The sequence below is a fragment of the Bifidobacterium sp. genome, assembly GCF_050874245.1.
Lineage (GTDB): Bacteria > Actinomycetota > Actinomycetes > Actinomycetales > Bifidobacteriaceae > Bifidobacterium.
In genome coordinates, this window is the sequence record NZ_JBNMKH010000216.1 from 1 (window position 1) to 1,118 (window position 1,118).

General features: G+C 60.5%; 1 protein-coding gene. It reads right to left on the bottom strand.

Features of this window, described 5'->3' with window-relative positions:
• Positions 1 to 253 precede the first annotated feature (253 nt).
• Positions 254 to 1,118 (bottom strand): LacI family DNA-binding transcriptional regulator (locus tag ACR0P8_RS10015; protein ID WP_432624894.1); only part of this gene is annotated, 865 nt, incomplete at its 5' end.

Sequence of the window (1,118 nt, forward strand, 5' to 3'; positions counted from 1 at the left end):
GCGGAGAACCCGGTGGGTTCTCCGTAGGCGAGCCGAGCAGCTGTGCTGCGAGGTGCAATCCCGCGAGGTAAACATTGAGCCCGCGCGTAGCGCGGTCCATAATTACAGGACGCGGTCAAATAAAGGCCCCAGCGGCTTTTATTTTCCAGCGCCGAGCGGGAATCCTCGTTTCCCCTTTTTCGAGGATTCCCGCTTTTTTCATATGTGTCGACGGCTCCACATACAGCCTTGCCCCCCGTACCCGAGAAACCCGCTATTCGTGGGAGATCGGCCGCGTCGTATCACCAGGCGTCAGCACGGTCTGGATGATCGTGCGCGGCTCATCGAGTGTCTTCTTCGCGATGAGATCCAACGTTTTGCGGGCCGCGGTCCGTCCGATTTCGCGCGCGGGCTGTGCCATGGTGGTCAATTCGATGCTTGCGGCCACGTCCGATCCGTCGTGCCCGGCCACGGACATGTCTTCCGGCACGCGTACGCCGTTGTTGCGCAGTTCGTGGATGACGGGCAGCGCGTAGTAGTCGGACCATATGCATGATGCGGTCGGCCGTTCCGGCAACGCGAGGATTGTGGCGATGATCTGTTTGACGGATAGTGGGTCCGCGATGTCGATGTAGTATATGCCGCAATCGGTGAGGTTGAGATCGGCGATGGTGTTGCGGTAGCCGACCGTCCGGTTGTCGTGTCCCCATTTGCTGCCGGGCAGCGGCTCCTTGCGCCCGATGTAGCAGAATTTGCGGTGTCCGATGGCGGCCAGATACCGTACCATCGTCGCTTCCGAGGCTTCGTCGTTGATTGCGACCGAGGCCTGGCAGTAGTCGGTGTCGGGCGAGTTGACCAGGATGATCGGCATGCCCATGCTGGTCAGCGCCTGTTCTTCCTCTTCGGTGGCGGGGAAGCCGGTCATGATCAGCGCGTCGGCGTTGCGGTTGGCCGGCAGGTTGGTGAAGAATGTGGATCGTTCCTTCATGTTTCCCGCACGGTAGACGAGCTCGGCGCCATCTTCGATTTCTCCTTGGAGAAAGCCGATTGGGATCGCGATGCGTACCGCGCTTCCATCGAACGCACGTGGAAGTATGCGAAAACCGCTGAAACGGCTCCCACTTGGGTGCTGGGAAACC